This is a genomic window from Streptosporangium vulgare (assembly GCF_042428775.1).
GTDB classification, from domain to species: Bacteria; Actinomycetota; Actinomycetes; order Streptosporangiales; family Streptosporangiaceae; genus Streptosporangium; species Streptosporangium vulgare.
In genome coordinates this window covers 70,744-71,647 of sequence record NZ_JBHMBS010000038.1, presented here as the reverse complement: position 1 = coordinate 71,647, position 904 = coordinate 70,744, and the positions used below count along the sequence as shown (strand labels likewise).

1 pseudogene is annotated in these 904 nt (G+C 73.0%); it reads right to left on the bottom strand.

The features are described from left to right. Positions 1-42 precede the first annotated feature (42 nt). Positions 43-764: pseudogene (locus ACFFRH_RS40490) on the bottom strand (GDP-mannose 4,6-dehydratase). Between the last annotated feature and the right edge of the window lie 140 nt (positions 765-904).

Sequence of the window (904 nt, the reverse complement as noted above, 5' to 3'; positions counted from 1 at the left end):
TGGCCATCATGATCCCGGTCATGGCGATCAACACCGGGAACTTCACCACCGGCGCGTGGATCGGCTGACACCGCCCGCGCCCGGCACTCCGCCCGCGCCCGGCGGTCCACCGGCGGGCGTCAGGGCGGGCGCGGGGCGGCGGGTGCCGCCAGGCCAGGAGGAGTCCTGCTCGGGGTCGCCACCGTCGAACAGCAGCCGGACGTCCGCCTCGACCATCATGGCGACGAGCTCCTCGAACCCCACCGTCGGCTCCCAGCCGAGCTGCACCCTCACCTTCTTCGGGTCGGCGCACAGCAGGTCCACCTCCGCCGGGCGGTGCAGCGACCGGTCGACCACGACGTACCGCTCCCAGTCGAGCTCGGCCGCCTCGAAGGCCGCGACGACCAGCTCGCGCACCGAGCGCGTCTGGCCGGTGCCGATGACGTAGTCCTCGGCGGTCCCTGCCCGCGGCATCAGGCGCATGGCCTTGACGTAGTCGCCGGCGTACCCCCAGTCGCGCCGGGCCTCCAGGTTGCCGAGCCGCAGGTCGGCGGCGAGGCCCAGCTTGATCCTCGCGGCGCCGAGCGTCACCTTGCGGGTGACGAACTCCGCTCCGCGCCGGGGCGACTCGTGGTTGAACAGGATGCCGGACACCGCGAACATCCCGTAGGACTCGCGGTAGTTCTGGGTGAGGAAGTGCCCGTAGGCCTTGGCGACGCCGTACGGGGAGCGCGGGTGGAACGGCGTGGCTCGTTCTGCGGCGTCTCACGCACCTGGCCGAACATCTCCGAGGAGGAGGCCTGGTAGAAGCGGATCTGGCCGGATCCGGTGGCCGCCCGCGAGGAGGTGATCCCCGAGCAGACCCTTTCTCGCCTCGGGCCAGGTCGCCCGGGTCGCCGCCGCCCCCGCCGGGCGCTGGGCGCCC